The organism is Novosphingobium acidiphilum DSM 19966 (assembly GCF_000429005.1).
In the GTDB taxonomy this organism is placed as follows: Bacteria; Pseudomonadota; Alphaproteobacteria; order Sphingomonadales; family Sphingomonadaceae; genus Novosphingobium; species Novosphingobium acidiphilum.
In genome coordinates, this window is record NZ_AUBA01000007.1 from 65,485 (window position 1) to 90,558 (window position 25,074).

The 25,074-nt window shown below is 64.6% G+C and carries 22 protein-coding genes; 5 read left to right on the forward strand and 17 right to left on the reverse strand.

The window, feature by feature from the left end:
- Positions 1-158 precede the first annotated feature (158 nt).
- A complete protein-coding gene (locus G404_RS0107935) occupies positions 159-752 on the forward strand; it encodes a YceI family protein (RefSeq protein ID WP_028640608.1) in 594 nt (197 codons plus the stop codon).
- Positions 753-797: 45 nt separating this feature from the next.
- Here G404_RS0107935 and G404_RS0107940 read toward each other — a convergent pair whose 3' ends face one another.
- The 4 genes from G404_RS0107940 to G404_RS0107955 form a co-directional block, all read right to left on the reverse strand.
- The gene (locus tag G404_RS0107940) at positions 798-2,429 is read right to left on the reverse strand and encodes an OFA family MFS transporter (protein WP_211230747.1); all 1,632 of its coding nucleotides are present in this window, start codon (positions 2,427-2,429) and stop codon (positions 798-800) included.
- 147 nt (positions 2,430-2,576) lie between these two features.
- Complete coding sequence (locus tag G404_RS0107945) at positions 2,577-3,215, reverse strand: urea amidolyase associated protein UAAP2 (RefSeq protein WP_028640610.1); 639 nt, start codon at positions 3,213-3,215, stop codon at positions 2,577-2,579.
- A gap of 7 nt (positions 3,216-3,222) precedes the next feature.
- Complete coding sequence (locus G404_RS0107950; RefSeq protein WP_028640611.1) at positions 3,223-4,047, reverse strand: urea amidolyase associated protein UAAP1; 825 nt, start codon at positions 4,045-4,047, stop codon at positions 3,223-3,225.
- A 26-nt stretch (positions 4,048-4,073) separates the two neighbouring features.
- Complete coding sequence (locus G404_RS0107955) at positions 4,074-6,440, reverse strand: TonB-dependent receptor (protein ID WP_245584445.1); 2,367 nt, start codon at positions 6,438-6,440, stop codon at positions 4,074-4,076.
- 229 nt (positions 6,441-6,669) lie between these two features.
- Between G404_RS0107955 and G404_RS0107960 the strand changes: the two genes are divergently transcribed.
- The 4 genes from G404_RS0107960 to G404_RS0107975 are packed head-to-tail and all read left to right on the forward strand — an operon-like array spanning position 6,670 to position 9,285.
- Positions 6,670-7,413 (forward strand): prolipoprotein diacylglyceryl transferase, encoded by a 744-nt coding sequence (locus tag G404_RS0107960; protein ID WP_245584446.1) that lies wholly within the window; start codon positions 6,670-6,672, stop codon positions 7,411-7,413.
- A complete protein-coding gene (locus G404_RS0107965; RefSeq protein WP_051280370.1) occupies positions 7,316-8,758 on the forward strand; it encodes a radical SAM protein in 1,443 nt (480 codons plus the stop codon). The genes G404_RS0107960 and G404_RS0107965 overlap by 98 nt, the downstream gene beginning before the upstream one ends.
- Positions 8,755-9,024 carry a hypothetical protein gene (locus tag G404_RS0107970; protein WP_028640615.1) on the forward strand — a complete coding sequence of 90 codons (270 nt, stop codon included), beginning with the start codon at positions 8,755-8,757 and terminating at the stop codon, positions 9,022-9,024. The genes G404_RS0107965 and G404_RS0107970 overlap by 4 nt, the downstream gene beginning before the upstream one ends.
- Before the next feature lie 3 nt (positions 9,025-9,027).
- Positions 9,028-9,285 carry a hypothetical protein gene (locus tag G404_RS0107975; RefSeq protein WP_028640616.1) on the forward strand — a complete coding sequence of 86 codons (258 nt, stop codon included), beginning with the start codon at positions 9,028-9,030 and terminating at the stop codon, positions 9,283-9,285.
- On the opposite strand, the gene G404_RS0107980 is transcribed toward G404_RS0107975, so the two are convergent.
- From G404_RS0107980 to G404_RS0108040, 13 genes are all read right to left on the reverse strand, one after another.
- Entirely contained in the window at positions 9,282-9,464 is a 183-nt protein-coding gene (locus G404_RS0107980; protein ID WP_028640617.1) for a hypothetical protein, read from the reverse strand. The genes G404_RS0107975 and G404_RS0107980 overlap by 4 nt on opposite strands.
- Positions 9,465-9,503: 39 nt before the next feature.
- Entirely contained in the window at positions 9,504-11,027 is a 1,524-nt protein-coding gene (locus G404_RS18490; RefSeq protein ID WP_036520771.1) for a methyl-accepting chemotaxis protein, read from the reverse strand.
- A gap of 2 nt (positions 11,028-11,029) precedes the next feature.
- A complete protein-coding gene (locus G404_RS0107990) occupies positions 11,030-11,335 on the reverse strand; it encodes a hypothetical protein (protein WP_028640618.1) in 306 nt (101 codons plus the stop codon).
- Between the two features lie 266 nt (positions 11,336-11,601).
- On the reverse strand, positions 11,602-13,356 hold the full coding sequence (gene atzF, locus G404_RS0107995; protein WP_028640619.1) for an allophanate hydrolase: 1,755 nt from the start codon (positions 13,354-13,356) through the stop codon (positions 11,602-11,604).
- The gene (uca, locus tag G404_RS0108000; RefSeq protein ID WP_036520775.1) at positions 13,353-17,000 is read right to left on the reverse strand and encodes an urea carboxylase; all 3,648 of its coding nucleotides are present in this window, start codon (positions 16,998-17,000) and stop codon (positions 13,353-13,355) included. Before uca ends, atzF begins: the two co-directional genes overlap by 4 nt.
- The gene (locus G404_RS0108005; RefSeq protein ID WP_028640621.1) at positions 17,001-17,762 is read right to left on the reverse strand and encodes an ABC transporter ATP-binding protein; all 762 of its coding nucleotides are present in this window, start codon (positions 17,760-17,762) and stop codon (positions 17,001-17,003) included.
- Positions 17,759-18,577: an ABC transporter permease gene (locus G404_RS0108010; RefSeq protein WP_028640622.1), complete on the reverse strand. Its 819-nt coding sequence runs from the start codon at positions 18,575-18,577 to the stop codon at positions 17,759-17,761. The genes G404_RS0108005 and G404_RS0108010 overlap by 4 nt, the downstream gene beginning before the upstream one ends.
- Before the next feature lie 34 nt (positions 18,578-18,611).
- Entirely contained in the window at positions 18,612-19,679 is a 1,068-nt protein-coding gene (locus tag G404_RS0108015; protein ID WP_028640623.1) for a putative urea ABC transporter substrate-binding protein, read from the reverse strand.
- A 149-nt stretch (positions 19,680-19,828) separates the two neighbouring features.
- A complete protein-coding gene (locus G404_RS0108020; protein ID WP_028640624.1) occupies positions 19,829-20,767 on the reverse strand; it encodes a LysR family transcriptional regulator in 939 nt (312 codons plus the stop codon).
- 61 nt (positions 20,768-20,828) lie between these two features.
- A complete protein-coding gene (locus G404_RS0108025) occupies positions 20,829-21,869 on the reverse strand; it encodes an alcohol dehydrogenase family protein (RefSeq protein ID WP_028640625.1) in 1,041 nt (346 codons plus the stop codon).
- A 9-nt stretch (positions 21,870-21,878) separates the two neighbouring features.
- Entirely contained in the window at positions 21,879-22,619 is a 741-nt protein-coding gene (locus G404_RS0108030) for an SDR family NAD(P)-dependent oxidoreductase (protein ID WP_028640626.1), read from the reverse strand.
- 61 nt (positions 22,620-22,680) lie between these two features.
- Positions 22,681-24,138, reverse strand: coding sequence for a carnitine 3-dehydrogenase (locus G404_RS0108035; protein ID WP_051280372.1), 1,458 nt, complete (start codon positions 24,136-24,138; stop codon positions 22,681-22,683).
- Between the two features lie 2 nt (positions 24,139-24,140).
- Positions 24,141-25,037, reverse strand: a complete 897-nt coding sequence (locus tag G404_RS0108040) for a beta-keto acid cleavage family enzyme (RefSeq protein WP_028640628.1) — start codon at positions 25,035-25,037, stop codon at positions 24,141-24,143.
- Positions 25,038-25,074 lie beyond the last annotated feature (37 nt).

The following is a 25,074-nucleotide window of genomic DNA, read 5'->3' on the forward strand; positions in this document are numbered from 1 at the left end:
CGCCTAGCATGACGCGGCACCCGGCCGCACCGTGGATTTGGCACCGATGTGGATCATGCCGGTTGCGCCGCGCGGGGCACTTGGCATTGGTGTCGCGCAGGCTTACCTTCAAGGTTCCGCACCGGTTCCCCCGACCGATCACGCACAGGACCCCTTGCATGACCAGAACCCTTTTGCTGCTCGCCGCCGCCGCATTGGTGCCCGCCGCGGCGTTGGCCCAGACGGCCGCACCTGTTCCTGCCGGCACCTACAAAGTCGACAGCCACCACACCCAGGCCGTGTTTGCGATCAACCACATGGGTTTCAGCGAATTTTACGGCACGATCCCCAATGCCACCGGCACGCTGACGCTCGACCCGGCCAATCCGGCCGCAGACACATTGGACGTGACGCTGCCGGTTGCGGCGATTTCGACCACCAACAGCGTGCTCGATGGCGAATTGAAGGACCCGAGCTGGCTCGATGCGGCCAAGTACCCCGAGATCCGCTTTACCGCGACCAAAGTCACCCGCACCGGCGCCACGACCGCGCATATCGACGGCAACCTGACGATGCACGGGATTACGCGGCCGGTCGCGCTTGACGCCGCATTCGGCGGCGCGGGCATCAACCCGTTGAACAAGGCCTATACGATCGGATTTTCGGCGACCGGCATCATCAAGCGGTCGGATTTCGGCGTGACCAAATATGTCCCGCTGATCGGCGATACGGTAAAACTGACGCTTACCGCCGCGTTTGAGAAACAGGGCTGACGGCCGGTTGCGCCACGCTCCCCCAGAGAGCGTGGCGCATTCGGATCAGCGGAACAGCACCGCCGCCTTGTTCACGGTCTGCCAGATGCCCCAGCCGATCGGCAACAGGACGACCAGCCAGGCGAACACGACCGCACCGGAGATCCCGGCAGGCGCCTGCGCCTGCACCGCGCTGTCGCCGGTGGCGGCCTGCGCCACCGGTTCGGGTGCTGTGTCTTCGGGATAGCGCAGCAACGACGGGTTGACCGGCTTGATCAGCAGATTGATCACGAACGCGACCACCAGCAACCCGGCGAGCGTCATGTAGATCCGCGTATAGACCTGTGCCGGTGGCAGTTTTGGCGATTGCAGGCTGCTGACGATCAGTGGCCCAAGCACGCCTGCCGTCGACCACGCGGTCAACAGCCGGCCATGGATGGCGCCGACAAACCGCGTGCCGAACACATCGGCCAGATAGGCCGGCACCGTGGCAAAGCCGCCGCCGTACATCGATGCGCAGATGCAGAACACCACGATGAACAGCCCGACCGAGCCGCCGATCATGCTTGGCGCAACCAGGCCATAGAGCACTGCGCCCAAGGCGGTCATGATCGCATAAGTGGTCTTGCGGCCAAGCCGGTCGGACGATGTCGCCCAGAAAAACCGCCCGGCGATGTTGAACAGGCTGATAACCCCGACAAAGCCTGCGCCAATCTTTGCAATCGCGTCCTTTTGTTCGGGACTGACCGCACCGATCGCCAGCAGCGGCTGACCGATCAACCGACCCGCGAACAGATCCTGCAACATCGGCGATGCGACCCCGATGATCCCGATCGATGCCGAAACATTGAGCAGCAGGACACCCCAGATCAACCAGAACTGCAAGGTCTTGTGTGCGTCATCAAGGTGGACATAGCCGCCCGAACCCGCACCCGGAGACGTGCTGGCCGCAGGCGTCCAGCCCGCCGGTGCCCAGCCTTCGCTCGGCACGCGAAAGCCCAGCGCGCCAGCCGACATCGCCACGAAATAGATCGCTGCCAGCACCAGAAAGGTCTGCCACACGCCCACGCCGTGCGCGCTGGCGAAATGCTTCATCAGCAGATCCGCCAAAGGGCTGCCGATCATCGCGCCCCCGCCAAAGCCCATGATCGCCATCCCGGTGGCCAGGCCACGCCGGTCGGGGAACCATTTGATCAGCGTCGAAACCGGCGCGATATAGCCGATACCCAGGCCAATCCCGCCAATCAGCCCGGTGCCGAGCCAGATCAGCCACAACTGGTGCCAGGCAACGCCCAGCGCGCCGATGGCAATCCCGCCCCCCCAGCAGCAGGCTGCAACCATGCCGGCCTTGCGCGGTCCGACGCGTTCGAGCCAGCCGCCCCAGATCGCCGCCGCGGCGCCCAGCACGACAAAAAAGATCGAATAGGTCCACAACAGATCGCTTTGGCGCCAGTCACACGTGGCCGTGGTGACGGCCTGAACCAGCGTCATGTCTTTGCACACGATCGGCTTGGCCATGCCAAGCGCGCCGATCAGCGGTTTCCAGAATACGGAAAAGCCATAGGCCATGCCGATCGACAGGTGGATGGCCAGCGCGCAAGGCGGCACCAGCCAGCGGTTGTACCCTGCGGGCGCAATCGTGCGCGCGCGATCAAAAAATCCGGTAGACGTAGTGGACGCGACCCTGTCCGTTGCCATTGATCTCTCCATTTTACCCCTGTTTCCGGGGATGCGGAAAGTCCCTTAGCACGCAACTGCCCCAGTGAAAGCGGCCAAAGGGGATAGACCAAAGTCGCAATTGCCACTGGCAAACAGGGTGTTAACCATTGATGGTGGCGGCAGAAATCAGGGCGCGGCAACAATCATCCGCACCGCTGTGGGATTGAACCCGTTGCAGGGGTTGTTGATCTGCGGGCAGTTCGACACCACCACCACCACATCCATCTCGGCCACCAGATCGACATGCAGGCCGGGTGCGGACATGCCGTCGACAATGCCCAGCGCGCCATCGGCTTCGACCGGCACGTTCATGAAGAAATTGATGTTCGACACCATGTCGCGCTTGGTGCGGCCATAATCGGCATTGGCCAGCAGGAAATTGTCGACGCAGGCATGTTGCGATTTTGTATGATGACCATATCGCAAGGTGTTGGATTCACATGAACATGCACCACCAATGGTATCATGGCGCACCACCGAGGTCGAACCGATGGTCATCATCGCCCGCCCCTCGTTCGACAGCAGGCGGGTGCCGGTGACCAGATAGACATTGCCTTGCGCGGCAATGGTATCCTGCGCGCTGTAGCGTTCGGCATCATCGGCAGCGGCATAGATCAGGAAATCGACCGCCTGGTTGCCCTCCACATCGACGATGCGCAAGGTTTCGCCCTTTTTCACCAGATGGTGCCAGGGTGCGCGCGCGGGCACCACTTCATCGTGGACAATCGTGCCAGGCAGATCGGGAACGGGGGTGTTGGATATCATCGCCGGATCACCTTGCGTAATAATCTTCGACGTTTTCGAACGCGCGCAGGCCTTCGGGGCTGGCCTGGCGGATAGGATCGTCGGCGGGGGTGATGTCCCCGCGCCACGCGGTCGCGCGCACCGGGGTCACGGTATAGGCATTGCGCGGATCGCGCACGTGCGGACAATTGGCCAGAACCACGATCACGTCCATTTCGGCGCGCAGCGTGATCGCCTGGCCTGCCCGATGCGGCCCCACATCCAGTTCGATCGTGCCATCGGCGGCAATCGCCACCGGCTTGAACCAGGCGATGCACGGGTGGATGTCGCGGCGGGTCAGGCCATATTTGGCAAGCGCGATCACAAACCGGTCGCGCGCGTTGGGATGCGCGCCGTGGTTGAACCCGTCGCCGTATTTGCGCGCATTCGATGCCTGGTTCGATGCGCCGCAAAAGGCATCGTGCCCGGCGGTATCATCGTCGAGCACCGACAGCATCACCCGGCCCATATCCGACAGCAACAGACGCCCCGCGCCAAGATAGGCATTCCACTGCACTTTGACCGTATCGGCCACGTTCAGCCGTTCGACGCTGCGTTCGGCGTTGAACACCAGCATCGCCACTGCGCCATCGCCCTGCACATCGGTCAGCCGCAGCCGGGTGCCGCGTTTCAGCAGGCGCGCGGCATAGCCGCCTGCGGCCAGCGTTTCGTCCCACACCACCTGGTCGGACGAAACGCCCGGCGGCAGGTCGGTGGCGGCGCTGGCCGGAATGGTCGGCATGGCGTCGACCCGGGTGCCAGCCATGGCGCGCGCGTGGGCACGCGCACCGGCGGGATCGGCGGTGGTGCTCATGACCTTGGTATCCCTTTGCTTTGCGATCAGTTCACCAGCTTCAGCGTCAGGCCGATCGTGCGCGGATGCACGGTATAGCCTTCGGTCACGGTGTTGATTTCCGGGCGCTGGATGATCGTCTCGTTGTTCAACAGGTTCTTCACGTACAATGTGATCTGGTTGGTGCCAAAGCGATAGCCGACACTGGCATTCACCACGCTGTAGGCGGGGTTGAAGTAATTGGTGTCGCTGGTCAGATAGCTGCCATAGCTGTGCCCGGTATAGGCATAGTTGACCAGTGCTACCACCGCCTGTGACGCGCCGACCGGGCGCAGGTAGTTGGCGCCCGCGCTGGCGGTGACATTGGGCACGTCGATCAGGTGCTGGCCCACTGCGACGTCGATCGGGTTGTTCGACTGGATCACCTTGGCATTGTTGACGCTGGCGTTGGCATTGACCGACAGGCTGGAGGTCAGCTTGAACGACACATCGCCCTCCGCGCCCCAGATCCGCGCGTTGCCAATATTGCTGGTGAAATAATAGCCGCAGGTGGGCAGATAGATCTGCTGCTGGATGTCCTTCCAGTTGGTCAGATAGCCCGAAGCGTTCAACCGGATACGGTGCCCGGCAAAGTCGTTTTTGGTGCCCAGTTCATACGTCCACAGGCTGTCCGATTTGAACTGGGTGGGCTGGCTGGTCTGGCCGATGTTCTGGAAATCGCCATTGCACACCGATGTCGGGCCGAACACGATCGGCCCGGTCGGCCCGGGCAGGCGGAACCCCTTGGCCACCGAGGCATAGACCGAGCTGGTGGCGGCAACGTCGTGATACAGCGTCGCCTTGGGCAGAAACGCGGTGCTGGTGCCATCCTGGGTATAGGGCGGCGATGCAGGCTGGCCCGGGGTCTGATAGCCAAGGTTGCCGATCTGGTAGAACCCGGTTTCGACCGAGACGTAATCTTCGTGCGCGGCCGAAAAGCGGCCGCCGAGATCGAGTTTCCAGCCTTTGGCAAAGGCAATGCTGGCCTGGCCGAACACCGCCACCTGCTGCTGGCGATAGGTGCGGTCATCGCTTTCGTCGATATCGCCCGGGAACAGCGTGATCGCAGGACCGCCGCCGGGTTGACCATAAGTCGGGTTGCCATAGCTGGTTTCGACCAGCGACTGTTCCATGGTTACGCCATAGATCGACTGGAACGTGGCATTGATCCCGCCGATCGTCTGGTAATCGGTGTTGTGCACGCTTTGCGTCGAATAATAGGCGCCGACCACCCATTTCAGCCACGACGCACCCGAACTGCCGTCGTTCGACGACAGGCGCAGTTCCTGGCTGAAATTGCGATAATGCGTGCGGATATGCACGGCCGAAGGCAGATTGGCGATCACGCTGTCGTTCTGCGGCTGATACGCGGGATAGACCGGATCAAGGAAGAATTGCGCAAAGGCGGTGCTGTTGAAATAGGTCCCGTCTTCCTGCCGCGCGGCAACGCGGTCGAAAAAGCCGGTGACCGAGGTCAGGTCGGCGAAACCCAGGGTCTTCCTGATCGACAGGCTGCCCAGCATCACGGTGTCCTGGCTGGGTTCGGCCACTTCCTTGTTCTGCTGCCACAGGCCCACACCGGGGTAAAACGCGGCGTTGTCGGCATTGGTCGCACGCTGGTAGAAAAAGGCCGGCGTGATGGTCAGCGATGGATCCGGGGTCCAGGTCGCGCTGACATGCGCGGTCAGGCTGTCCGCGCTGTTAACACCCTTTTTGCCGAGCGTGCCGTCGGTGTTGTAATGATCGATCCAGCCGCTGTCGGTCTGGTAGTTCACGCTGGCATGCAGCGACAGCCTGTCGGGCACGACCGGCAGATTGAACGTGGCGCTGTCGGCAAAGTTGGCCCCGCCGTGGTATGTGCCCGACGCATCGGTGCTCAGCGTCATGCCAAAGGCATCGGGATTGGCGGGCGTGGTGATATAGCGGATCGTGCCGCCTTCGGAACTGTCGCCATAGAGCGTGCCCTGCGGCCCGCGCAGCACCTCGACCCGTTCGATATCGGGCAGGCGCACTTCGATCGATCCGTCGCGATAGAGATTGGGCACGGTGATCGACACATCGTCGAGATACAGCCCGACCGTCGATGCGCCCGACACCGAACTGACCCCGCGAATGACGATATTGGTGCGGCCTTCTTCGCCCGCAACCGCGTTGAATGCCACGCCCGGCACCGCGCGCGCCAGATCGTCATAATTGGCGATCTTCTGATCCTTCAACGCAGCACCCGACAGCACCGACAGGCTGATCGGCACGGTGCGGATATCTTCGCTGCGCTTTTGCGCGGTTACGATGATTTCGCTGCCGGCGCTGTCTGCTGCAGGTGCGTCGGCGGCGGGTGCGGACTGGGCCAGCGCAAGACCGGGGCACAGCATCATGGCAAGGGCAGAAGTCGCAGTGCAAAGCCCGATGCGGCGTGACGTCATTGTGCTGATTCCCTGATCTCTGGCCCGTTGTGCAGCGCAAGAATGGCCGATCAGCACCCCATCACGGTAGACATCAATTTTCGATGATGGACATAGATACGATCTATGTCTTGCGCGCTATGGACTTGCACGCCGGTGCGCGGCAGTCTGTGCGGCGATGATCCCCGTCGCAACTTCGCCAATGCTGCACTACTTGGGCGACGGCGCCGCGTGGACCGTGGCCAGCCTGGCCGGATACTGGCAATACTGGATCTGGCCCAGCGACGCGCAGCGCCTGTCACGGATCACCGCGCCGTCCTATTTTGTGACTCTGGCGCTGGGCGGGGTGATCGGGGCCTGGCTGGCCGGATCGCTGAACACCGTGCCCACCGGCCTTGCTCCGTCGCATTCAATCGCCGGCGCGCTGGCCGGGGCGATCGTTGGTGTCGAGCTGTGGAAATGGCGCATGGGCGTTCACGGATCGACCGGCGGCGCATTCGTGCTGCCAGTGGCGGCCGGCATCATGGTCGGGCGCTGGGGATGCCTGTTTGCGGGACTGGCCGACCAGACCTATGGCATTCGCACCGGCCTGCCATGGGGCGTCGATCTGGGCGATGGCGTGGGACGGCACCCGGTCGAAATCTATGAATCGCTGGCCATGGCGCTGTTCATCGTGGTCTATCTGGTGGCGCGGCAACGCGGCGCAAACTGGGCTACGCGGCACGGATTTCACGCCTTTGCCATCTGGTATGGCGCGCAACGCTTTGCCGTCGAATTCCTCAAGCCCTATCCCAAGCTGGCAGGGCCGTTCAATCTGTTCCATCTGATCTGCGGGGGGCTGGTGCTTTATGGAATTGCCTGGTGGCGCGACGGTGATCGCAGAGCGCAAAGCCGCGCCCTATCTGTTTCACAGCCAGACGACGAGCCTGTGCGAAACCTGTCTTGAGCCGGTCCCTGCCAAAGTCGTGATCGAGGACGCTTGCGTCTGGTACCTGAAGCGGTGCCGCACGCATGGCGTGATGAAGACGCTGATCAGCGACGATCTGGACTATTGGCGCGCGCAAAAGCTGTGGCTGAAACCCGGAGACCGCCCGCTGACCGCGCAGACCCGCACCGAGGCGGGGTGTCCGTTCGATTGCGGGCTGTGCCCCGATCACGAACAGCACAGCTGCCTGGCCATTCTGGAAATCAACCAGGCCTGTGATCTGGCCTGCCCGGTGTGCTTTGCCGATGCCGCCAATGTCCACGGCAGCCACCGCCCGCTGGCTGAAATCGAACGCATGCTCGACGCGCTGGTGGCAAGCGAGGGCGAGCCCGATCTGGTGCAATTGTCGGGTGGTGAGCCCACGCTGCATCCCGACTTTTTTGCCATTCTCGATGCGGTCAAACGCCGCCCGGTCCGCCACGTGATGATCAACACCAATGGCGTGCGCATCGCGCAGGATCGGGCGTTTGTCGACCGGCTGGCCAGCTACAAGCCTGCACTCGAAGTCTATCTGCAATTCGATTCGCTGAACGACGATGCGCTGATGAACCTGCGCGGCGCGCGGCTTGCGCGCGTGCGCCGTGCAGCGCTCGAGGCTCTGGAGCGGGTAGAGCTGTCCACCACGCTGGTTGCGGTGATCAAGCGCGGTGTCAACGATCATGAAGTGGCCGATATCGTACGCCACGCGCTTGCCTGGAACTGTGTGCGCGGGGTCACCTTTCAGCCGGTGCAGGATGCCGGGCGCAACGAAGGGTTCGATCCCAACGCGCACCGCGTGCTGCTGACCCAGATCCGCCGCGAAGTGGGCAAATCGGGTGTGTTCGACACCGAAGACATGATCCCCCTGCCCTGCAACCCCGATCAGATATCGATCGGTTATGGCCTGCGCGCCGGGCCCCGGGTAACCCCGATCACCCGCCTGATCCCGCGTGAGGTGATCTTGGATGGCCCCAACACCGTGCTGTACGAGGCCAACGCAAATCTGCGCGCAGCCATGTTCGACCTGCTGTCGCTGTCCACCGCACAGGCCAATACCGAGGAAAAGCTGGCCGGCCTGCTGTGCTGCCTGCCGCAGGCGATGGTGCCGGCCGAGGTCAGCTATGCCAATTCATTTCGCGTGGTGATCATGCAATTCCTCGACCGGTACAATTTCGATCTGGCCACGGTGAAACGCAGCTGCGTGCATTTTGTCACGCCCGAAGGCCAGATCTATCCGTTCGACACCTACAACACGTTCTATCGCCCCGGGGCCGAAGGCGCAGGCGTGGTGGCGCGGCATCGCGGCCTGGCACAGGCCATGCGATGAAGGCGTTGGTGGGGGGAATCCTGCTTGCTGCGGGAATTTTGATCACGTGTGCCAGCGGACTGTGCTCGATGGTCTATTTCGGCATCGGGCTGGCGACTGTTGTGCACCAGCACAGTGTGGATGAAGCGGTGACCGTGCTGTTTTCCGGACTGATGCTGTGGATTGTTGTCGGCGGCATCCCCCTTGTCCTTGGCATCGGACTGGTGTTTGCCGGACGACGCCTGCTGCGCGATACAGGATGGAACCGCAATGATGGCAGGTATTGACGCATGAACCGGCTGCTGGGCGGCATTCTGATGGCAATCGGCATCCTGGTATCAAGTGCCAGCGGGCTGTGTTCGGCGTGGTTTCTGTCGACGATGCTGTGGACATCGACCAATGTCGCGTCGGGCGAAGTCGGACTTCTGACTATCCTGGTGCTGATCGTCGGCGGCCTGCCGTTCGTGGGTGGCATCGGCATGATCCTGGCCGGACGATCGGTGCTGCGCCGCAACCGCCCCGAACGCTATGACCGCGATGTGTTCTAAGCCGCGCGCCTGCCGGGCAGCCGCACTTCGAACGATCCCTCGCGATAGAGCCCGGCCATGGATGCGCCCGAAACCGGTCTGACCCCACAGATGACGCTGGTGGTGCGGCCTTGTTCGCCTGCGACCGGGTTCAACGCCACACCCGGCACCGCGCGTGCCGGATGGTCATGATGGTCCACATATCCCCGTTGCCAACGGCCTGCCAAAGTTACCCTGTATTATGCTGCGCGGCGCAGACCGCTGCGGTGGGTGTCGGTGATCGTAAATCGTGCCGCGGCATTCGCCAGGCCAGTGGCTTCACCAGCCAGCGAACGCAAGGCGGCGTGGCTTTGTTCGACCATCGCTGCATTCTTTTGCGTGCTGCGATCGATCGAGCCGAATGTGTCGCTCATGACTGCCAGATCGCGTGCGGTGTCGCCCACGGCAACGGTGATCGTGCCGACCGTTTCTGCAAAAGCCGTGACATCGCTGACCACATCGCGCAGCACCACGCCGGTCTGCCCGACTTGTTCCACGCCTTCGACGACTAGCGCCGAGGATGCCGAGATCAGCGTCTTGATATCGCGCGCGGCATCGGCGCTGCGCTGGGCCAGCGCGCGCACTTCATTGGCAACGACCGCAAAACCGCGGCCGGATTCGCCTGCACGTGCGGCTTCGACCCCGGCGTTCAGCGCAAGCAGGTTGGTCTGGAACGCGATGCCGTCGATCAGGCTGACGATCTGGCCGATTTCACTCGATGATTGTTGAATGCGCTCCATCGTGGCGATCGCACTGGCGACAACCACGTGCCCTGCCTTCACCCGATCGCTGGAATGGGCGATGGCGGTGCCGGCTGATTGCACCCGGATCAGGGTTTCGTCCACCATCGAAACCAGTTGCGAAATCGTGCCCATTGCCCGTTCGACGACATTGGCCTGGGCCTCGGTGCGGTGGGCAAGATCTTGTGCAGCAGCGCTTATTTCCTGGGTACTGACCTGAATTTGTTCGGTCGAGTCCATGACGCGACCAATCACCTGTTCCAGATCATCGAGTGCCCGGTTGAAATCGATCCGCAGCGGTTCGAACGTGGACGGAAACCCAGTGACAATACGATCGTTGAGCGCACCGCCCGCCAATTTGCGCAGCGCTTCGGCCAGACCGGTTACAACCCTGTGCTGATCGGCAGCGGTCTGTTCGCGTTCTTGCGTCGCGTCGCGTTCCGCCCGTTGCGCAGCGGCCTGCGCTTCCGCGCGGGTAACAAGCATCGTTTCGAGCAGCACCGCAACCTGGACCAGTGCGCCGGTTTCAACCACCACCACCACGGCATGCAGAATAACGCGACCCAGATCACCCGTCGCGCCAAACACCAGCGCCGGCGCCAGAAGATTGAGCGCCAGGTGGTGCACCGCGGTGACGCAGGCGCCCGCGAGCACCGGCCGCCAGTCCGCCAGCACGGCGCTTAGCGCAATGGCGGCGAAAAACGTCATGTGCAGGTCGATCATCCATGCCGAACCGCTCCATTGGAACAACAACACCGCACAAAACAGTGGCATCGTTGCCCCCAGAACCGTGCGGGTCAGTGGATCAGCGGCACCATTGAGCGCGGCAAGGGTGGGAAATATCACCAGGGCCAGCGCCAGACCGACCGGTACAAGGCCCGATCCGGCAAATGCCGCACCAATGACCACTGTGCCCGCTGCCAGCCAGGCAAGGCATGCCAACACACGCACGCCGTGCAAACGCAAAGCAAACAATTCATCCATGGCTAAGCCGCCTTTTGAATGTCGGGGCCAGCACCGGCATTTGGACCACAGGAAAAGCCCGGTGCGCCAAGCGCCAACACACCGCGCCTCAACAATCCCCAAACCGGAACAGGGCCTTTGACGCGCACCAGCATGCTGCCGCGAAGCCAGCCGGCATGGAGCACCGCGACAGGTCCCGCATCGACCCTGCCGACAGAGCCCTTCAACAGCGGAATCAGCAGCACGGCACCGCCCGGGCGCGGCATCAGCACGCTACCCAGCAACGCTGCCGCCACCAGCCCGAATTGCACGTGTGCTGCATGTCTCATCAGGCTTGGCGTCGTGCTTTGAGGCATGGGTGTCCCGTCCGGCTAAATCATTGAGCCATAAGGGTAGGTCGAAGAAAACAATAATCCATGCGCCGCGCCCTACGTAACATGGAGTAATCCTGCGCAAGGATTTCAGAAAATTGGCCGGGCGGAAAATTGCCAGGCCGCGCCAAAGCGCGCCAGCGTGCCGTTCTGGCGAACAGATTTCGATTTTGCGGATGGCCTCAAAGGGCGGGAAACCGGCACGCGGTCATGCCGGCATCGCGTCAGGTGCGCGAAGCAACGTAGGCGCGCCAGCCGCCCAGATCGGTGATGTCGGTCGCGCCCAGGATGGCGCGCGGTTCGGCGACAAAGCCCTTGACCAAGGTGCCATCGGCCAGCGTCACCGTGCCGATCGCCAATGGCGGCGGCACCTCGGCGGTAAAGCTGCCGAACGCAGCCATGTCCAGTTCGTAGACTTCGACCGCGATTGCAGCGCCGGTGGCGTCGTGGATCAACGCGGGCTTGGGCGGCACGCTGTCGGCCATGGCATAGAGGCGATAGCTGGGCGCGGTGGTCGTGGTGGCCAGATGCTTTGCCTGACGCGAGGTCAGCTGCCAATGCAGCGGCATGCCTTCGAGATGGGCGCCGACAACGGCAAGGGCGACTGTTTCCACTTTGGTCTCCAGATCGAGCGGTGGCTTGGGAAAAGGATCGCGGTCGCACAGCTGCGCGGCGCAGGCGATCAGCGCGCGGTCGGTCCACGCCGGGCCGATCAGCGTTACGCCAAAGCCCGTGTCATTGCGCCGCCAGCCAGCCGGAATGGCGATCGCCGCCATGTCGAGCAGATTCACGAAATTGGTATAGAGCCCCAGATTGCTGTTGAGCGCGATCGGATGGGCACGCATTTCGGCCAGGCGATAGATCGTCGGCGTCGTCGGCAGGCACAGCGCATCGATGCGGCCCCACAGCGCATCGGCCACCTGTTTCAGCTCGGCCAGGCGATAGATTCCCTGGAACGCCTCGACCGCGCTGCGGCCCAGCCCGCCTTCGACAATGGTGCGCACGGTGGGATCGATGCTGTCGGGGTGGCTGTGCAGAAAATCGGCCAGCGCGGCGGTGCGTTCGGCCACCCAGGGACCATCATACAGCAGTCGCGCGGCTTCGCTTAGCGGGGCAAGGTCGATTGCGACCAGTTCGCACCCCATCGCCTCAAGCCGGCCAAGCGCCTGTGCATACATTTGCTCTGCGGCCAGATCGCCCAGAAACTGGCGCTGGTGCGGCAGCGGCACGCCGACGCGCGTCAGCGTCAGCGGCACATCGCACAGCGGGCGTGACCACGGATCGGCAGCGTCGTGTCCCGCGACAGCCGCATCGACCAGCGCCGCATCGGCGGGATCGTGGGCAAACACGGTGATACAGTCGATCGAGCGGCAGGCGGGCACCAGCCCGGCCGTGCTCCACCGGCCTTTGGTGGGTTTGAACCCGATCAGCCCGTTGAACGCCGCGGGCACCCGGCCCGATCCGGCGGTATCGGTGCCCAGCGCGATCGGCACCAGCCCGGCGGCCACTGCAATCGCCGACCCCGAACTGGACCCGCCGCTGACATAGGCGCGGTTGAACGCGCACGCCGGCGCGCCATAGGGGCTGCGCGTGCCGTTCAGGCCGGTGGCAAACTGGTCAAGATTGGTCTTGCCCACCGGCACCGCACCCGCCGCGATCAGCCGCGCCACCACATTCGCCGATTGCCCGGGCTGATAGGCGAAATCGGGACAGCCTGCGGTGGTCGGGCTGCCCGCCAGATCGATATTGTCCTTGATCGCAAACGGCACACCCGCCAGCGGCAATGCTTCGCCCGCGGCAATCCGCGCATCGATCGCGCGCGCCATGGCCAGCACGTCGGCTTCGGGCACACGGTGGATCCACACCGCCGGCTGGATCGCCGCATAGGCGGCGATCCGGGCCAGCGTATCGCGCGCGACAGCTTCGGCGCTGGTGGTGCCGGCCGCGACATCGCGGACAATGGCCGTGGCGGTGATCATGCCGGTTCGATGGCCAGCATCGCCGCGCCGGGCTGGATCACCTGCCCCTCGCTGACATAGACACGCCGCACCACGCCCGCCTGCGGGCTGGGCACCGGACATTCCATCTTCATCGCCTCGATCACCGCAATCGGTTCGCCAAGTTCGACCGTGCGGCCAACCCCGGCGAGCATTTTCCACACACTGCCGCCAAACGGCGCTTCGACCAGTTCGGACCCTTGCGGCAGGTCGATCGCGGCATCATCGTTGCCCGCGCCGGCGCCGGCATCGACCAGCGCAGCCACGCGGTCGAATTCGCCGCTGTCCTGCCACGCCGCGCGTTCGGCATCGAACGCGGCCTGCCGGGTTGCCTCGAACGCGGCGATGCTGTCGGCATGCGCGGCGCGAAACGCGCGATAATCGGACAGGCGGAATTCGCCCTGTTCGATGCGGATCGGCCGGCGTCCCAGCGGAAAATCGCGCCGCCACTCGGTCAATTCATCGTGGCTGACCGGAAAGAACCGGATCCGGTCAAAAAACCGCAGCAGCCAGGGTTTGCCATCGACAAAGGCGTCAGTCTGCTTGCCTGCGCCCACCCACGTGTTCCACACCTGGATAGTGCGGCCGAACAGCTGGTATCCGCCCGGTCCTTCCATGCCATAGATGCACATATAGGCGCCGCCGATGCCCACCACATTGGGCGGGGTCCAGGTGCGCGCGGGGTTGTACTTGGTGGTCACCAGCCGGTGGCGCGGATCGACCGGGGTCGCCACCGGCGCGCCCAGATAGACATCGCCCAGCCCCAGCACCAGGTAATCGGCGTCGAACACGATGCGTTTGACATCGTCGATGGTGTCCAGCCCGTTGACCCGGCGGATGAATTCGATGTTGTCGGGGCACCACGGCGCATCGTCGCGCACCGCGGCCATGTATTTGTCGATCGTCTGGTAAATCGCCGGGTCCTGCCACGACAGCGGCAGATGGACGGTGCGGCTGGGGATTGCGAAATCATCCAGCCCGCCCAGCCGTTCTTCCGCCTCGATCAGCGCCGCCAGCAGCGCCGCCTGGCTCAGCGCCCGCGCATCGTAATGAATCTGCAACGAGCGCACACCCGGCGTCACGTCGATCACGCCGGGCAAGGCCAGCCGTTCGAGTTCAAGCATCAGCGCATGGACGCGCAGCCGCAGTTCCAGATCGAGCACGATCGGGCCATATTCGACCAGCAGGTGCCGATCACCCTGCCGACGATAGGTTGCGACCGGTCGCACCCCGTCGCCGGCGATCGTGTGCAGGACGGGCGACGATGGCGGCACCCGATCAGCTGACATCGGCAATGGTGCCGCCAGCGTGGCCACCAGCGCATCCTGCGCGGTTTCCGCCGCACGGGCCTCTGCCTCGGACACCGGCTGAAAGTGCACGGTGTCGCCCGGTGACAATTGCCCCACTTTCCACAGATCGGCCTGGATCACCACGAACGGACAGACAAACCCGCCCAGCGAAGGCCCGTCGGGCCCCAGGATGATCGGCATGTCGCCGGTAAAATCGACCGCGCCGATGGCATAAGCGTTGTCATGGATATTCGACGGGTGCAGCCCCGCCTCGCCCCCGTCGCGCCGCGCCCATTCAGGCTTTGGCCCGATCAGCCGCACCCCGGTGCGGTTGGAATTGTAATGCACGCGCCAGGGCGTGGCGCAGATCATCGCGATGTCGCCGGGGGTAAAGAAGTCGGGCGCGCCGTGCGGGCCATACAGCACACGCATGGTCCATTCGTGGGTGATGTCGGGCACCAGTGCGGGGGCCAGCGTGGCCGCACCGCCCGGGCCATCGCCCAGCAGATGCAGCGTATCGCCCGTTGCCACCGCGCGCCCGGCATGGCCGCCGAATTCGCCCAGCGTAAACGCGCTGCGGCTACCGAGATAGACCGGCGCATCCAGCCCGCCGCCAAACAGCAGGCACGCACGCAGGCCCCCGCCCTGCACCCGGCCCATGCGCAAGACCTGCCCGGCCAATACCCGAACCACCGTCCACCGCGGCACCGTCACGCCGTCGAGCGTGGCTGCGCAATCGGCGCCGGTCAGACATATCCGCGCCGCGCCCTGGAATTGCAGCGCCGGGCCGGCGGCCGTGATCTCAAGCCCCGCCGCGCCCTCGTCGTTGCCCAACAGCCGATTGCCCAGCCGGAACGACAGCGCATCCATCGGCCCCGACGGCGGCACGCCGACATCCCACAGCCCGGTGCGCCCCGGATAATCCTGCACCGTGGTCGCCGCACCCGCCGCCAGCACGCGGATCGCGCCCGGCTGCCACCGGAATTCGCCCAGCGCGCGGGTCGAGACCTGCCCGCTGACAAAGGCATCGCCGCGCACCACCGCGCGCAGCCAGCGCAGATTGGTTTCGATCCCTGCCAGCCGCGTCGCATCGAGTGCCGCTTGCAGCGCGGTGATCGCCTGATCGCGTGTCGGCGCGGTTACGATCAGCTTGGCCAGCATCGGATCATACCAGGCGGGCACCACGCTGCCGCTTTCGACCCAGCCATCGACGCGCAAGGTGGCGCGATCACCCGCAGGATAGGCGACCTCGATCAGGCGGCCCGAGCTTGGCTGAAAATCGCAGGCAGGATCTTCGGCATACAGCCGCACCTGGATCGAATGGCCGACCGGCTTGGCCGCAAACCCGTCGAGGAACGCAAAATCGCCCGCAGCAGCCCGGACCATCCATTCGACCAGATCGACCCCGGTCACCTGCTCGGTCACGCCGTGTTCGACCTGCAGCCGGGTGTTGACCTCCAGAAAAAAGAAATCGTCACGCTGCGCATCGTAGAGGAATTCCACCGTGCCTGCCGACCGGTACTGCGCGCCTGCGGTCAATCGCACCGCCGCCTCGATCAGCGCGGCGCGCGTTGCGGCAGGCAGATGCGGCGCAGGCGTTTCCTCGACCACCTTCTGATTGCGCCGTTGCAGCGAACAATCGCGTTCGCCCAGCGCCACCACTTTGCCCGCGCCATCACCGAACACCTGCACCTCGATATGCCGCGCGCGCGCAATATAGCGTTCCAGGAATACGCCGGAATCGCCAAAATTGCCCGCACCCAGCCGCGCGACCATGGCAAACGCTTCGGCCAGTTCGCTGTGATCGGCGCAGACTTTCATGCCGATGCCGCCGCCGCCGGCGGTGGCCTTGAGGATCACCGGATAACCGATCTCCGCCGCCGCCTCGGCCGCAGCCGCAGCATCGGTCAGCAACCCTGTACCCGGCGCCAGCGGCACGCCATGCGCGCGGGCCAGATCGCGCGCGGTGTGTTTCAGCCCGAACGCGCGTATGTTGTCGGGCGTGGGCCCGATGAACGCGATGCCGGCCGCTTCGCAGCTTTCCGCAAAGCCCGTGTTTTCCGACAGGAAACCATATCCGGGATGGATCGCCTGCGCGCCGGTCGCCCTGGCTGCCGCCAGGATCGCCGCCACATCAAGATAGCTTTCGCTCGCCGGAGCAGGGCCGATCGGCACCGCTTCGTCCGCTTCGGCTACATGGCGCGATCCGGCATCGGCTTCGCTGAACACCGCGACCGAAGCGATCCCCATCGTGCGCAAGGTGCGGATGATGCGGCAGGCGATCGCGCCGCGATTGGCGATCAGGACCTTTTGAAACGGCACGATAGCGGTGGTCATTCAGGCACTCTTCGCATCGGGGGCGGCGGCGGCCTTGCGCAGCAGCGGCACATCGTACGTGGCGGTCGCACCGTAACGGTGCGGCGCGTGGGGATCGTGGCGGCGCTTGTCGAACGCCAGAACCCGGGTGCCCAGCTTGAAGGCTTCGGCAATGTCGTGCGTGACCATCACCACGGTCAGGCCGTGTTCGCGCCACAGCCGTGTGACCAGATCGTGCATGTCGACACGGATGCCGGGATCGAGCGCGCCGAACGGTTCATCAAGCAGCAGCACGCGCGGATGTTTGACCAGTGCCTGCGCCAGCGCCAGGCGCTGCTGCATCCCGCCCGACAATTGCGCCGGATACTGGTCGCGCGCATGGCTCAGCCCCACCGCGTCGAGCATAGCATCGGCCTCGGCCAGCGCGGTGCGGCGGCGCGCGCCGAACAGGCGGCCCAGGATCGGCGCTGCCGCGCATTCCAGACCGAACAGCACATTGCCGATCACCGTCAGATGCGGAAACACCGAATAGCGCTGAAACACCACGCCGCGATCGGGCCCGCATTCGGCGCGCATCGGCGCGCCATCCAACAGGATCTTTCCCCGGCTCGGCGCTTCCTGCCCCAGGATCAGGCGCAGAAACGTGCTCTTGCCCGCGCCCGACGGCCCGACCACCGAGATGAACGCGCCTTCGGGAATCGCCAGGTTGACGCGTTCGAGCACGACCTTATCGCCGTATTCGACCCAGACATTGCGCAGTTCCAGCAACGGCGCATCGGTCATCGTGCATCCCCCCGGGCCCAGGGAAAGGCACGCCGCGATATCATCTGCAGCAGCGCATCGGCGGCAATCGCCAGCAGCGAAATCCATGCGACATACGGCAGGATGATATCCATCGCGAGATAGCGCCGCACCAGAAAGATGCGATAGCCCAGCCCCACATCCGATGCGATGGCTTCGGCCGCGATCAGAAATACCCACGCCGGCCCCATCGACAGGCGCAAGGATTCGATCAGACGCGGCATCATCTGCGGCAGCGCCACGCGGATGGCAACGGCCCACGAATTGGCGCCCAGCGTTTCGGCCTTGATGAACTGTTCGGCGGGCAGTCCCGACACATACGATGCCAGATCACGCGTCATATACGGCGCAATGCCGATCGCGATCAGCGCAATCTTGGCCGCTTCGCCAAGGCCCAGCGCGATGAACAGGATCGGCAGCACGGCAATCGGCGGGATCACCGCGATCACCATGATCATCGGACCGAAGATCGCGCGCGCCAGCGGCATCACCCCCAGCAACAGTCCGATCACCAGCGCCGACAGTGTCGCCAGCGCCAGCCCCGCGCCCAGCCGGGTCAGGCTGGCCAGCGTATCGGCCAGCAACGTCACCTGGCCGGTAACCGGATCGATGGTAGCGCCCATATGCCACAGCGCGGTGGCCATGGCGCCCACCGTCGGCAGCACTTTGTCCGCCGGATTGTCGGCATGGCGCAGGGCTGCGGCCACGCCATAGACCAGGCACAGGACCAGGATCGGCACCGCGCCCGCCAGGATGCGCCCGCGTCGGCTGGGCCGCAGATTGATCAGGCGGGTCATCGCAGGCTTACTCCCTGGCGCAGGTCACGGCCGCTCAAAGCTTGCCGTCGGCAGCCAGTTGCATGAAGGACGGATCGTAGCGCAATTTCACATTGGCCGGATTGCCCAGCGTCTTGCCCCCGGGAAAGCCGATGCCGATCGCATCGACCGTGGTCGCCGCCGGGCCGAACAGCCCCTTGGCAAAGGCAAACTGGCGCACGCGGTCGGTCACCGTCATCAGTTCGGTGCTGCGCGCCAGCCTGGTCGCATCGGCTGCGGTGTAATAGAGGTGCGTGGTTTTCAGCTGTGCGTCATAGCCATCGGGCGTGCTGCCGGCATCGTGCGCCATTTGCGCGCGCGCCGCCTTGCCCGCCGCATCCTGTTTCTGCATCACCGCCATGGTTTCGTACCAGATCCCCGCCAGCGCCTTGCCCAGCGCGGGATTGGCCTTGAGCGTGGCGCTGCTGACCGCCATCACGTCCAGGATCTCGTTGGGAATCTGGTGGCTGTCGAACACCAGCGTCGCGCCGGCGGCCTTCTTCACCTCGGACAATTGCGGGTTCCACGTGACCACAGCATTGACCTGGGGCGACGCGAATGCACCGACGATATCGGCGTCGCCGGTGTTGACCAGTCTGACATCCGACAGCTTGAGGCCCGATTTTTCAAGACCGCGCGCCAACAGGTACTGCGACACCGACAGTTCGACCAGATTGACCGAACGCCCCTTGATATCGGCCATACTGCGCGCGTTTTTCAGCACCACGCCATCATTGCCGTCCGAATAATCACCCAGGATCACCACCGAGGTGTCCTTGCCGCCGGCCGCCGGGATGGTCAGCGTATCCATCGATGTGGCGACCACGCCGTCCAGCTTGCCGGCGGTGTACTGGTTGACCGATTCGACATAGTCGTTGACCTGCACCAGCTTGATCGAGATCCCGTACTTGTCGGCCCACTTCTTCACGATCCCCGATTCTTGCGCATAAGGCCAGGGCATCCATCCGGCATAGATCGACCAGCCGATCGTGAAATCCTTTTTCGGCGCCTCGACCGGAATGCCGTCTGCACCCGCAGCGGGCCCCGAATGGCCGCACCCGGCAAGCGCCAGCATGCTGGCCATAGCGAACGCAGAAATCACACGGGCGGATCGGTTCACGGCATAGGTTCCTTGAGGCATGTCGGGACAAGACGTGCCCAAGCGCAGGCCATCACGCTAGAGCCTGTTTCATGATGCAGGGCATAGAATATGTCTATGAGCCTGTGACGTCATCACACCACCGGCCGCGCGCGCAGGCGGCGCAGGATTTCGTCGAGAAACAGTTGCGTGGGCGTGTCGCGCGCCGCGGTCTGGCGCGAAAGCAGATAGATGTCATACGCCGGTTCCACATCATGCGGCAGCAGCGGCCACAGCCGGTCACGCTCGACCAGATCGCGCGCGGCCATGACCGGCAGAAAGCCGATGCCGACGCCCAGACTGATCAACCGCTTGGCCTCGTGGACGTCTTCGGCCAGGCCATTCATCACCGTGCCCAGGCCATACCGCTGGCGCAGGCGGGTCACCGAATCGAGTTCGTCATCGCCGGTCAGGACAAACCCCTGATCGCGCAATTCGCCCAGGCGCGTCACGCGCTGGCCATACAGCGGGTGGTTGCGATCGCAGTACAATTGCTGCACCTCGACAAACAGCGGCTCGTAATTCAGCCCCGCGCGCACGCCGCTGTCATAGCCCACGCCGATTTCGACTTCGCCGCGTTCCAGCGATTCGAGCACCTGGCGCCAGGGCGACACCCGCAATTCGATCAGGATTGCGGGGTATCGGCGGCGGAACGTGGCAATCGCCTCGTCGAATTCGGGCGACACGATCGACGAAATCATCTGGATCCGCACCAGACCTTCGACCTGTTTCATCGCCTGGGCCATCTGGTGCGGCACCATGCGCGCGGCCTCGAACATTTCTTCGCCGATCAGCAGCAGCGCACGCCCGGCCACGGTCAATTCGACTCCGCTGGCCGACCGGCGCAGCAATTGCGTGCCGACGTGGTCTTCCAGCCGTTTGAGCGCCACGCTGATCGTGGGCTGCTGACGATTGAGCTTGCGCGCGGCGGCACCGATCCCGCCGGCGCGCACGATCTCGACGAATGTGCGCAACAGGTTCCAGTCGACGCGGGCGGCAAAATTGCGGTCGATACGGGCGGCGGGATCGGTCATGGCGCTTTTTTCTCAATCAAACCCAGATGAACGGCCGGAAAAGGCGCGGCAACCCCCGCCTTTAATCGGGCGTCAAAACCATTTTCAGCGCGCCGGCGTCGCGCGCGTCAAACTGGCGATAGGCGTCTTGACCCTGGCTGAGCGGCAGGCGGTGGCTGATATACCGTTCGGGCCGCAGACGCCCCGATTGCACCAGCGCAAACAGCGCGGGCAATTCTTCCGGCACCGAACAGGTGCCGGTGCGAAAGGTCAGCCCGGCGGTAAACGCGCGTTCCAACGGAAAGGCAAAGCGGCGCGATTGTTGCACCCCGATCACCGACACCGTGCCGCGCCGCGTGACCAGCCGCAGCGCCAGGTCGACCGTGGCATCCGCCCCCACCGCTTCGACCACGCAATCGAGCTTGCGCCCGCGCGTATCGTCGCGGATGATCTCGAGCGCGCCGTCGGGGTGCAGCGCGACCGCACCCGATGCAGCCGCCAGGGCGCGGCGTTCGGCCACCGGATCGATGGCATAGACCGTGCCTGCGCCCATGATCCACGCGGCGTCAACCGCCATCAGCCCGATCGGGCCAAGCCCGATCACCGCCACGCTCGATCCCGCCCGGATATCGGCCTGCCGCACGCCAAACCAGGCGGTGGCCATGGCATCGGTCAGCATCAGCGCCTGATCCTCGGTAACGCCGTCGGGGATCGGCACCGCGTTCATATCGGCGGCGGGCACGCGAAATGCCTCGGCCTGCACCCCCTGCAACCGGCTCGACAGGCCATAGCAGGCCATGGCGTTGGTATCGCAGGCAAAGACCTGGCCACGCAGGCATGGTCCGCATGCCCCGCAGCCCACCGCGGCGGGCATCATCACCCGGTCGCCGACTTTGATCCGGCGCACGCCGCGCCCGGTTTCGACGACTTCGCCCACCGCCTCGTGCCCGACGCAAAAACCGATATCCTCGGAAAAACCATGGCCGTGCCAGATATGCAGATCGCTGCCGCAGATCGAACAGCCGGTCATGCGCACGATCGCATCGCCATCGTGTTCCAGCTTTGGATCATCCATGCTGTCGTGCCGGATATCGCGCGGCCCGTAATAACGCAGTGCTTTCATCGTCCGCTCCTAAAGCGACAATCCGCCATCGACGACCAGCGTATGCCCGGTCACATAGGCCGCCAGTGGCGAGGCCAGGAAAATCGCCGCCCCGGCCATGTCGGCGGGCGTGCCCATGCGCGATTGCGGGATGCGCGCGACGGCAGCGGCCAGCCGGTCGGGATGCTGTGTGGTCACCGTGGTCAGCTTGGTATCGACCAGCCCCGGCGCCAGCCCGTTGACGCGGATCCCTTCGGCCGCCAGCGCCTGCCCCAGCGATTTGGTCAGGCTGATCGCGCCGGCCTTTGACGCGGCATAGGCCGGGTTGCCGATATTGGCCTTCAGCCCCGAAATCGAGCTGACCACGATCACCGACCCGCGCGACGCGCCAAGGGCTGCGCGAAACCGCATCGTACACTGCATCACGCTGTCCAGATTGATCGCCATCACCCGATCCCAGCCGGGCCGTGCGAATTCGCCGCGTTTGTAGACAACGGTGCCCTGGCACAGCACCAGCACGTCAAGGCCCGTATCAAACGGTGCGGGCGCGGCAGAAATTGCCTCGGGATCGCCGACATCGACGCAGGCATAGCCCAGCCCGGTCAGGTCGCTGCCCTGGGCCGGATCGTAATCGGCGGCGCACGCGCGCGTGCCCCAGACCTGCACGGCGGCACCGCGCGCGCGAAACGCCTGGGCAATGCCGTTGCCGATCCCGCTCGATCCGCCCACCACCAGCACCCGCTGGCCGGTCATGTCGGTATCATCGATCATCCATCACCCTCCCGCAGGTTGGCTGCAGATGATGGCGATCGCGCGGTGAAGTCAATCCCGATCAGGGCAGGGCAATCCGGCGTCCCGCGGCATCGGGCCTGGGCATGGCGGCATGCGCTGCGGCCAGTGCCGCGACCGCCTCGGCCACCGCCGGCCGCATCGGCGCGCTGCGTTCGGCCGCGGCATCGACATGCACCAGCATGTGTTCGGCCGTGGCGATCGCCGCGCCATCGGCGCCAGTCATGGTGTGGAAGATATGCAGCCGCTTGGCATCGGCACCCAGCACGTGTGTCGCCACCGCGATCCGTTCGCCCAGCCGCGCCTGACCCAGGTGGCGCAGATGGCTTTCCACGGTATAGAACGAGTGCCCGCCGGCGACATAATCGGGCCCCGCGCCGATCGCGGCGAGCAGCACGTCGGTGCTGTCCCCAAACACCTTGAGATAGGCCCATTCGGTCATATGGCCGTTGTAATCGATCCACGCCGCATCGACGTGTGTGGTCAGCGCGGCACCGGGATCGGCCGCATCCTGCCGTGCCGCCAGCCGCGCGCCATGCGCCTTGAGCGTGGCGCCCGCCGCGAAATCGTTGGCTTTCAACGCGGTCATCACATCGACCAGGCAATCGTCGCGTTTCTGTTCGTATTCGCGCAGGCCGATACCCGCCGCCTGCTCGTCCGACTGTGCGGCGACCATGTCGGTCAGTTCATCGGTCAGCTCGCAAGCGACCAGCCTGGTCCAGGGCAGTTTCAGCGCCGGGCCGAACTGCGCCAGGAAATGCCGCATCCCGGCCTCGCCGCCGGCCAGCCGATAGGTCAGGAACGTGCCCATGAACGACCAGCGAAGCCCCGCGCCATAGCGGATGGCATCGTCGATTTCGGCCGTGGTGGCGACGCCGTCGTTGACCAGCCACAGCGCTTCGCGCCACAGCGCTTCGAGCAGGCGATCGGCGATGAAGCCGTCGATTTCCACCCGCACCTGCAACGGCTGCATCCCGCAGGCGCTATACAGCGCGGTGGCGATGTCCCTGGTCGCCTGCGTGGTCGCCGCGCCGCCGCACACTTCGACCAGCGGCAGCAGGTAGACCGGGTTGAACGGATGACCCACGACAAAACGTTCGGGGTGCGCCAGCACCGATTGCAGGCTGGATGGCAACAGGCCGCTGGTGGACGAGCCGATGACCACATCGGGACGGGCTGCCGCCTCGATTTCACGCAGCACCCGCTGCTTGAGCGTTTCGATCTCGGGCAGGCTTTCCTGGATGAAGTCGGCCTGCGCAACCGCGTCTGCCAGCGTCCGGGCGATGGTCACCGTGCCTTCGCGCGGCAGCAGCGCGCCCAGCAGGCGTCGCTGCGCGCGACGGGCATTGTCGAGCACGGCATTGACCTTGCGCCCGGCCTCGGGGTCCGGATCGAACAGGCAGACGTCATAGCCGGCCAGCGCAAACCGCGCCGCCCAGCCCGCGCCGATCACCCCGCCACCGACCAGACCGATCGAGCGGATTGCAGAAATATCGGTCATGCTCAGCCCCAGCGCTTGGTCAGTTGCAGCTTTTTGCGCACTTCGGCGGGGCCAAGCAGGCGTGCGCCCATACCTTCGAGAATGATTTTGGCGCGCGTCACCAGATCGCCGTTGCTGGCCAGTTGCCCGCGCCCGAGATACAGGTTGTCTTCCAGCCCGACCCGCACGTTGCCGCCCGCCAGTGCCGCCATCGCGACATAGGGCAACTGGTAGCGCCCGATCGAAAACCCGCTGAACACAGCACCCGCTGGCATCTGATGGACCATCGCCATCGTGGTCAGCGGATCATCGGGCGCGCCGTACGGAATCCCCATGCACAACTGGATCATCACAGGATCGTCGAGCAACCCTTCGCGGATCAGCTGCTTCACAAACACCAGATGCCCGGTGTCGAACACTTCAAGTTCGGGCCGCACGCCCAGGCTTTGCACATGTGCGGCCATCGCGCGCAGCATGCCGGGCGTGTTGGTCATCACATAGTCGCCCGCGGCAAAGTTCATCGTCCCGCAATCGATCGTGCAGATTTCGGGCAAAAGCTCGGTCACATGCACCAGCCGCTCGATCGGCCCGACCATGTCGGTGCCTTCCGGATTGAGCGGCAGCGGCGTCTCGCCCGGGCCGAACACGATATCGCCGCCCATGCCGGCGGTCAGGTTGATGATCACGTCGCGCCCCGAATCGCGGATGCGTTCGACCACTTCGCGATAGAGCGCGGGATCGCGCGAGCCCTTGCCCGTTGCCGGATCGCGCACATGGATATGCGCAATCGCAGCACCTGCATCGGCGGCCTCGATCGCGGCGGCGGCAATCTGCGCGGGCGTGATCGGCAGGCCCGGATGCTTGTCGGCGGTTTCGCCGGATCCGGTCACCGCGCATGTGATGAAGGGTTCGAAATTCATGAAGGCCATGTCCGTTCTGATCGAGCTTTGCGCCACG

Bases quoted from the DNA above. Each gene is read 5' to 3' on its own strand.
- G404_RS0107935 (WP_028640608.1), top strand. From the start codon at position 159: ATGACCAGAACCCTTTTGCTGCTCGCCGCCGCCGCATTGGTGCCCGCC.
- G404_RS0107940 (WP_211230747.1), bottom strand. From the start codon at position 2,429: ATGGCAACGGACAGGGTCGCGTCCACTACGTCTACCGGATTTTTTGAT.
- G404_RS0107945 (WP_028640610.1), bottom strand. From the start codon at position 3,215: ATGATATCCAACACCCCCGTTCCCGATCTGCCTGGCACGATTGTCCAC.
- G404_RS0107950 (WP_028640611.1), bottom strand. From the start codon at position 4,047: ATGAGCACCACCGCCGATCCCGCCGGTGCGCGTGCCCACGCGCGCGCC.
- G404_RS0107955 (WP_245584445.1), bottom strand. From the start codon at position 6,440: ATGATGCTGTGCCCCGGTCTTGCGCTGGCCCAGTCCGCACCCGCCGCC.
- G404_RS0107960 (WP_245584446.1), top strand. From the start codon at position 6,670: ATGCTGCACTACTTGGGCGACGGCGCCGCGTGGACCGTGGCCAGCCTG.
- G404_RS0107965 (WP_051280370.1), top strand. From the start codon at position 7,316: ATGGAATTGCCTGGTGGCGCGACGGTGATCGCAGAGCGCAAAGCCGCG.
- G404_RS0107970 (WP_028640615.1), top strand. From the start codon at position 8,755: ATGAAGGCGTTGGTGGGGGGAATCCTGCTTGCTGCGGGAATTTTGATC.
- G404_RS0107975 (WP_028640616.1), top strand. From the start codon at position 9,028: ATGAACCGGCTGCTGGGCGGCATTCTGATGGCAATCGGCATCCTGGTA.
- G404_RS18490 (WP_036520771.1), bottom strand. From the start codon at position 11,027: ATGGATGAATTGTTTGCTTTGCGTTTGCACGGCGTGCGTGTGTTGGCA.
- G404_RS0107990 (WP_028640618.1), bottom strand. From the start codon at position 11,335: ATGAGACATGCAGCACACGTGCAATTCGGGCTGGTGGCGGCAGCGTTG.
- atzF (WP_028640619.1), bottom strand. From the start codon at position 13,356: ATGATCACCGCCACGGCCATTGTCCGCGATGTCGCGGCCGGCACCACC.
- uca (WP_036520775.1), bottom strand. From the start codon at position 17,000: ATGACCACCGCTATCGTGCCGTTTCAAAAGGTCCTGATCGCCAATCGC.
- G404_RS0108005 (WP_028640621.1), bottom strand. From the start codon at position 17,762: ATGACCGATGCGCCGTTGCTGGAACTGCGCAATGTCTGGGTCGAATAC.
- G404_RS0108010 (WP_028640622.1), bottom strand. From the start codon at position 18,577: ATGACCCGCCTGATCAATCTGCGGCCCAGCCGACGCGGGCGCATCCTG.
- G404_RS0108015 (WP_028640623.1), bottom strand. From the start codon at position 19,679: ATGGCCAGCATGCTGGCGCTTGCCGGGTGCGGCCATTCGGGGCCCGCT.
- G404_RS0108020 (WP_028640624.1), bottom strand. From the start codon at position 20,767: ATGACCGATCCCGCCGCCCGTATCGACCGCAATTTTGCCGCCCGCGTC.
- G404_RS0108025 (WP_028640625.1), bottom strand. From the start codon at position 21,869: ATGAAAGCACTGCGTTATTACGGGCCGCGCGATATCCGGCACGACAGC.
- G404_RS0108030 (WP_028640626.1), bottom strand. From the start codon at position 22,619: ATGATCGATGATACCGACATGACCGGCCAGCGGGTGCTGGTGGTGGGC.
- G404_RS0108035 (WP_051280372.1), bottom strand. From the start codon at position 24,138: ATGACCGATATTTCTGCAATCCGCTCGATCGGTCTGGTCGGTGGCGGG.
- G404_RS0108040 (WP_028640628.1), bottom strand. From the start codon at position 25,037: ATGAATTTCGAACCCTTCATCACATGCGCGGTGACCGGATCCGGCGAA.